General features: G+C 56.3%; 1 rRNA gene. It reads right to left on the reverse strand.

Annotation, left to right across the window (positions count from 1 at the left end):
• Positions 1-309: ribosomal RNA gene (locus ACYQ3Q_RS28605) — 16S ribosomal RNA — on the reverse strand; the annotation flags it as partial.

Below are 309 nucleotides of genomic sequence, written 5' to 3' on the forward strand. Positions count from 1 at the left end.
GGTTACCTCACCGGCTTCGGGTGTTGCAGACTTTCGTGGTGTGACGGGCGGTGTGTACAAGGCCCGGGAACGTATTCACCGCAGTATGCTGACCTGCGATTACTAGCGATTCCGACTTCATGCAGGCGAGTTGCAGCCTGCAATCCGAACTGAGACCGGCTTTCTCGGATTTGCTCCACCTCACGGCTTTGCTTCCGTCTGTACCGGCCATTGTAGCACGTGTGTAGCCCAGGACATAAGGGGCATGATGATTTGACGTCATCCCCACCTTCCTCCGGTTTATCACCGGCAGTCTGTCTAGAGTGCTCG

The sequence above is a fragment of the Desulfosporosinus burensis genome (genome assembly GCF_054657535.1).